The organism is Micromonospora sp. BRA006-A, from assembly GCF_033433935.1.
In the GTDB taxonomy this organism is placed as follows: Bacteria; Actinomycetota; Actinomycetes; order Mycobacteriales; family Micromonosporaceae; genus Micromonospora; species Micromonospora aurantiaca.
Genome location: NZ_JANCLW010000001.1, coordinates 4,145,350 through 4,152,080 on the forward strand (window position 1 = coordinate 4,145,350; position 6,731 = coordinate 4,152,080).

5 protein-coding genes are annotated in these 6,731 nt (G+C 72.0%); 1 reads left to right on the forward strand and 4 read right to left on the reverse strand.

Annotation, left to right across the window (positions count from 1 at the left end; all coding sequences use genetic code 11):
• Window positions 1-367 precede the first annotated feature (367 nt).
• Window positions 368-3,088: a sugar-binding protein gene (locus NMK34_RS18895; RefSeq protein ID WP_318334554.1), complete on the forward strand. Its 2,721-nt coding sequence runs from the start codon at window positions 368-370 to the stop codon at window positions 3,086-3,088.
• A gap of 94 nt (window positions 3,089-3,182) precedes the next feature.
• Here NMK34_RS18895 and NMK34_RS18900 read toward each other — a convergent pair whose 3' ends face one another.
• From NMK34_RS18900 to NMK34_RS18915, 4 genes are all read right to left on the reverse strand, one after another.
• Entirely contained in the window at window positions 3,183-3,761 is a 579-nt protein-coding gene (locus tag NMK34_RS18900; RefSeq protein ID WP_318334555.1) for a VanZ family protein, read from the reverse strand.
• Between the two features lie 84 nt (window positions 3,762-3,845).
• Window positions 3,846-5,147 (reverse strand): MFS transporter, encoded by a 1,302-nt coding sequence (locus NMK34_RS18905; RefSeq protein ID WP_318334556.1) that lies wholly within the window; start codon window positions 5,145-5,147, stop codon window positions 3,846-3,848.
• Window positions 5,144-6,409, reverse strand: coding sequence for a lysine 2,3-aminomutase (locus NMK34_RS18910; RefSeq protein ID WP_318334557.1), 1,266 nt, complete (start codon window positions 6,407-6,409; stop codon window positions 5,144-5,146). The genes NMK34_RS18905 and NMK34_RS18910 overlap by 4 nt, the downstream gene beginning before the upstream one ends.
• A 100-nt stretch (window positions 6,410-6,509) precedes the next feature.
• Entirely contained in the window at window positions 6,510-6,722 is a 213-nt protein-coding gene (locus tag NMK34_RS18915; protein WP_318334558.1) for an MbtH family protein, read from the reverse strand.
• Window positions 6,723-6,731: the final 9 nt, after the last annotated feature.

Sequence of the window (6,731 nt, forward strand, 5' to 3'; positions counted from 1 at the left end):
CCCGGACATAGTCTGTCCACAGGTCACCGCCGGCCTCCCAGTGGCCACCCTGAGCAGGGACGATTGTTTATTCGGATAAGGAAGAAAGTCGTCCGGGGCTATTGACGACGCCTCCGCAAGATCCCTAGGTTACGGCCCGAAGGCCTTCCGGTGGACCGACGTCGCCACCGTGCGTACCGCTCACGCCGTGACGGTGCGCGAGCACCACCATCCCGTTGTCGAGCACCACGACCCCCGAGGACCTCACGGTCCTCTGTGGACAGCTGTCTGCAACACGGCCCGGCACGAGCCACCGTGTCAGCCGGCCCGTGCCGGGCCGACCGTCCCCAGCCGCAGCACTCTCGCTTCGAGACGAAGAGGTATGCCCATGAGATGGCGCACCAGCGCGGCGATCGCCATGTGCGGTCTGCTGTCGTTGGGCCTGGCCACTCCGGCCCAGGCCAACCCCCAGCAAGCATCACCGAAGCCCCAGGCCAAGAAGTCCGACAAGCCGGTCGACCTGGACATCATGTTCATCGGCGCCCACCCGGACGACGAGGCCGGCCAGCTCGGCACGCTCGGATACTGGAACGAGTATCACGGCATGAAGGCCGGCGTCATCACCACCACCCGCGGCGAGGGCGGCGGCAACGCCACCGGTCTCGAGGAGGGCCCGGAGCTCGGCATCCTGCGGGAGGCCGAGGAGCGCAAGGCCGTCGGCTGGGCCGGCGTCGAGCACATCTACAACCTGGACGCGCTGGACTTCTGGTACACCGCCAGCGCTCCCCTGACCGAGGAGGTCTGGGGCCACCAGGAGACGCTGTCCCGGATCGTGCGGGTTCTGCGGACCACCAAGCCCGAGGTCATCCTCACGATGAACCCGTCGGCGACGCAGGGCAACCACGGCAACCACCAGAAGGCGGCCATGCTGGCCGTGGAGGCCTTCTACGCGGCTGCCGACCCGAAGGCGTTCCCGGAGCAGATCAAGAAGGAGGGCCTCAAGCCCTGGCGGGTCTCCCGCATCTTCCAGACCGGCGGCAGCGGCACCACCGGCACCAACGGCCCCGCCTGCGAGACCACGTTCACGCCGGCCGAGGCCAGCAACGTCGTCTTCGGCACCTGGCAGGGCTACGAGTCGGCGCGCCACGACGGCAACCGGTGGAACACGGTCCAGACCTGGGCCCGCCGGGAGTACGTGTCGCAGGGCTGGGGCAACAGCTCCTTCCCGTCGACCGACCCGAACGCGATCGGCTGCAACCGGCTGACGCTGATCGACACCCGCACGCCGTACCCGGACCCGAACGTGGGCGCCGGCACCGGTGCGCTCCAGGGCGCCACCCTGCGCGCTCCGGGCGGCCTGCCGCTGGGCACCGAGGTCCACGTGCGTCCGCGCACCTGGGAGGCCGTCGGCGGCCAGCCCATCAAGGTGGACACCGTCCTGTACGCCGAGAAGGCCGTTCCGGGGGCCAAGGTCACCCTGAGCGTGCCGGCCGGCTGGACGGTCAGCGGCAACGGCAACGTCGGTACGCTGACCCCGGGCAAGGAGGTCGTGAAGACCTTCACCGTCACCCCGCCCGCGCAGGTCGAGGTGGGCACCCGCTTCAAGATCGACGCCACGCTGACCAGCAAGAAGGACGGCAGCGGCACCAGCAGCGCCCGGGTCCAGGGCACCGCTCCGGTGCGCGGCACCCTGGAGCCGCTGGAGGAGATCGCCGACTTCCGCGCGTGGACCGTGCGGAACAAGACCCAGCAGCTCGACGCGCTCATCGAGTCCCTGCTGAACATCCCCAGCGGCGGCACCCGCAGCGTCAAGGTCAACCTGACCAACCACGGCACCCGCGTCGAGTCCGGCGCGGTCAAGCTGAACGTCCCCGCCGGCTTCTCGGTGGCCGAGCAGCAGGTGCCGTACAGCGGGCTCCGGCCGGGCGCCAGCACCTCGGTGACGTTCACCGTCACCAACACCGACACGTCGCTGCCGACGGCCAACCGCGCCCCGGACAACGGCGCCTACCCGGTGCAGATCGAGACCAGCTACACCGGTGGCAGCGCCAGCGAGCCGGGTGCGTTCAACCTGGTCCCGGTCACCACGATCCCGAAGGCCGCCACCGCGCCGACGGTGGACGGTCACGGTCACGACCACGAGTACACCGGCGAGGTCATCGACATCTCCACCCGCTGGGAGGGCACCGCCGCCCCGGCGTCGGACATCTCCGGCACCGCCCAGCTCACCCACACCGACGACGCCCTGTACGCCATCTTCACCATCACCGACGACGTGCTCGGCACCGTCCTGCCGCCGGAGGACTGCAAGCGTCCGCGGCGTAACGACAACATCGAGTTCGGCATCGACCCGCGCGGCAACTCGGCGAACACCTCCACGGTGTTCAACATGGCGCTCTTCCCGGCCACGAACGACCCGGCCAACGGGAACCCGCCGTGCTTCGCCCGGGAGCGGGACAACCACCAGGGCGGCCCGGAGACCGCGCCGGGTGTGGAGATCGCCTCCGTGGTGACCAGCAGCCCGTACACGGGGTACCGGATCGAGGTCAAGATCCCGTTCAGCGTGCTGCCGGACGCCGTCGACCCGAACCGGATGGGCCTGAACATCCTGGTCAACGACTCGGACACGCAGGACCTGACCGCGCAGACCCGGGTCGGCTGGTCGACCTGGAGCGGCGTACGGGCCGACCCGTGGCGCTGGGGCAACGCGACGCTGCCGGACCTGGCGGCGAAGCCGTCGGCGCCGAAGGCTCCGATCATGCCCGACACGGCGGCGCAGAGCGTGGACTCGCCGCAGACCCTCCTGCAGTCCGTCTCGGACGGGGTGGCGCCGGGTGGTTACGCCAAGCTGGCGAACGACACGGTGAAGATCAAGAAGGTCACCCGCACCGCGAGCAAGGTGTCCGTGCAGCTTCAGGTGAAGAAGGCGGGCACCGCCCGCGCCTTCCTCTGGGACGGCGCCCGGGTCGTGGCGGAGACCACCGCCGCTCTGCGCAAGGACGGCACCCTCGTCCTGCCGCTGAGCGGGGCGCTCCCGGCCGGCACCTCGCTGCTCGTCTCGTACGAGCACGGCGGCGCCACCACCGCCCTGGCCAAGAAGATCTGCTGAGCGGACGATGATCGCGTCGACCTGACGCACGCGATGGGCCGGGCCGGCCGGCCCGGCCCATCGCGCCGTCCGCGTAGCCCGAGGTCAGCCCCGCTCAGCGAACCGGCGCCGGGCCGGTCGCGACCGGTGACACCGCTGCCGGTTCGCGCCACCAGCGGCGCGACGCCAGCGCGGCCAGTCCGGCGCCGGCGGTGTTGAGCAGGACGTCGTCCACCGAGGACACCCGGTCCAGCCGCAGGGCGTACTGCGCGATCTCGACCAGGACCGAGCAGCCGGCCGCGAGCACCAGGATCCGCGGCACCGACGCCAGCGCCGCGAACCGCAGCGGGGCGAGGAACCCGACCGCCGCGAACACCAGCAGGTTGCCGACGATCTGGACCGTCACGGTCAGCGGCTCGCTCGCGAGGACGGTGAGCAGATCCCGCAGCGGCACCAGGCTCACCCGGCCGGGGACCACACCGGCGCCCTCCCCCGGCAGCATGATCATCCAGACCCACGGCACGGTCCCGTAGACGATGCCCACCTCGGCCAGCGACCGCCGCCACGCCGGGCCGCCACCGCCACGCCGGCGCGCCAGCGCCCACACCGCCAGCGCGGCCGCCGGCGACGCGGCCACCGTGAGCAGCACGACCCCGTTGATCGTGCCGAACCAGCCGTGCCAACCCTCGATCACGCCGTCCCCACCTCCGTCCGGCCGACGGCCGGCCCGAGGCCATCCTGCCTCCCGGCGGGCCGCCGGCCACCGGCGCCCGTGTGGTTACGGCGACTCCTGCATGTTCATCGCCCGGATTCCGCTGCTCAGCGTCGCGGTCACCGCCGAGACCGCGACGAGCCCGGCGAAGACCAGCATGGTCACGGCCACCGGGAACCGGGCCAGCAGCAGCCCGGCCAGTCCCGGGGCGAGGGCGGCGGCCGAGGTGGCGGCCAGGAAGATGACGCTGACCACCCGGCCCTGCAACCGGTCCGGCGTGATCGCCGCCTGGTAGCCGAAGAGGACCGCGTTGGCGGTCGGCGCGAGGAACACCGCCGCCGCCAGCGGCACCGCGGCGAGCACGCTCGACGGCACCAGGGCGCTCGCCGCCATCAGGGCGGTGGTGGCCCAGCACAGCACGATCACCAGGGTCGGCAGCCGCAGCCAGCGCTGGACCGCCGGCGCGGCCAGCGCGCCGAGGAACCCGCCCATGCCGAAGATCGTGCTGGCCAGGCCGACCACCACCGAGGCGGTGCCGGCCCGCTCCAGGGCCACGACGATCGTGAAGATCATGCCGGTGAAGGCCATGTTCAGCGGCGCCGCGATCACCAGCAGCGCGCGCAGGAAAGGGTTGGCCAGCACGAACCGGATGCCCTCGGCCATCGCGGCGCCGCCGGACTGCGGCGCCTGCTCGGTGCGGGGCTGCTCCATCGGCCGGCGGATGAGCAGCACCGCCAGCAGCGAGAGCAGATAGGAAACGGCGTTGCCGACGAACGGCAGGGACCGGCCGAGCCCGTAGAGCAGGCCACCCAGCGGCGGCCCGGCGAGCTGGGTTCCGTAGGAGCGGGCCTCGTTGCGCGCGACGGCGGTGGTGAGCTGCTCGGCGGGCACCAGGTTGCGGACCGCTGCGTGTTCCGCGGTGCCGAAGACCGCGTTGGCGGCGGCGCCCACCACGGTGACCACGATGATCATCGGCAGGCCGGCCACCCCGGCGAGCACCGCGCCGGCCAGCCCCAGGTACGCGACCAGCCGGACCACGTCGCAGACCACGAGCAGCGTACGGCGGGAGAACCGGTCGGCCACGACGCCGGCCGGCAGCCGGCAGGCCAGCGTGGTGAGCAGCCCCAGGCTGCCGACCAGACCGGCCTGCGCGGCCGAGCCGGTGAGGAAGAGCACCAGCAGCGGCATCGCCAGGTTCGACATCGCCGCGCCCAGGTCGGACAGGCACTGGCTGATCCAGAGCAGGTTGAAGTCGCGGTTGCGCCAGAGGCTGACCGGGCGGTCCGGCCCGGTCACCGGCGGATCGGTGAGGGTCGGCATCTTGTCCTCGTCGGTCGCGGTCAGGGTCGGTTCGGCGGCGGCGGTCATGCCGGCCACCACGAGCCGGAGGCGGGACGCAGGTCGTCGAACCACTCGGCCGCCGGGTCGTGCCGGGCGAAGAACTGCCGGCCGACGTGGGCCGCGTCGCGGGCCTGGAGCATACGCAGGCTGAACATCTCGGTCCCGCCGACGCGCACGACGCCGTCCACGAGCACCTTGCCCGGGGCGGCCGACATGACCGGCCCCCGGGCGGTCCGCGCCAGGCCGGACACCGACCGGACGGCGTCGGTGTAGATCTGCCAGGCGCGGGTGAGCGGCAGGCTGAAGTAGCTGCGGGCGCCGGTGTCGCGTTCCACGAACATGTAGTACGGGATCACGCCCAGTTCCACCAGGCGCTGCCACATCGTGGCCCAGTCCTCCGCCCGGTCGTTGACGTGCGCGATCAGCGGCGCCTGTGCCCGGATCACCGCGCCGGTGGCCCGGATCCGGGCGATGGCCCGGCGGACCTCGTCGGTGGCCAGTTCCCGGGGGTGGGAGAAGTGGGCCATCACCGCGACGTGCCGGCCGGCGGCGGTGATCCGCTCGAAGAGGCGCAGCAGGTCGTCGGCGTCCGGGTCGGTGGTGAACCGGGCCGGCCAGTACGACAGCGCCTTGGTGCCGAAGCGCAGCGTGCGGATGTGGTCGAGGGCCGGGTCCAGCAGGGGCGACACCCAGCGCTCCAGCACCGCCGCGCTCATGATCATCGGATCGCCGCCGGTGAACAGGACGTCGGTGACGCCCCGGCTGTCCTCCAGGTACGCGACCACGTCGCCGACGTCCGAGGCGGCCTGCCGGATCTCGGCGTTGCCGACGAACTGCGCCCAGCGGAAGCAGTAGCCGCAGTAGGAGTGACAGGTCTGCCCCTGGGACGGGAAGACCAGCACCGTCTCGGCGTACTTGTGCTGCAGGCCGAGCAGCCGGCGTCCCCGGTGCGCCGGCACGTTCGCCTCGAGCTGGGCGCCCGGGTTCGGGTTGAGCCGGGCGTGGGCGTCGCGGGCCGCCTTGCGGATCACACCCGGCTCGGCGGCGGACAGGTGCAGCGCCGACAGGTGGTCGAAGATCTCCGGCGGCAGCATGTCCCGGTGCGGGAACGTGAGCCGGAAGATGGGGTCGTCCGGGACGGCGGACCAGTCGATGAGCTCGTCCACGACGTACTGATTGACCTTGAACGGCAGCACCGAGGAGACGACCCGCAGGTCGTGCAGGTATTCCTCGGGCATGCCACGCGCGCCGGCGAGCCGCGCCAGACGTTCGTGGGAGTAGACCTTCATCACCGTCGCCTCGTTGTCAGCGGGATGGGACAGGGGTGGCCGCCGGCCGGCGGCCGGGCCGGGGCGGATCCGTGCGGACCCGCCCCGGCCGGTGGGCGGTTCAGCCCTGCGCGCCGGCCATCCGCTCGCGCAGGCTCTTCGGACGCATGTCGGTCCACACCTCGTCGATGTGGGCGAGGCAGTCCGCGCGGTTGCCCTCGAAGCCGGTGGCGATCCAGCCCGCCGGCAGCTCGCGGTCGGCGAACCAGATCGAGTACTGCTCCTCGTGGTTCATCACGACGCGGTAGGTGCGGTCATCGTCGTCGACGGCCATCGCCGTTCT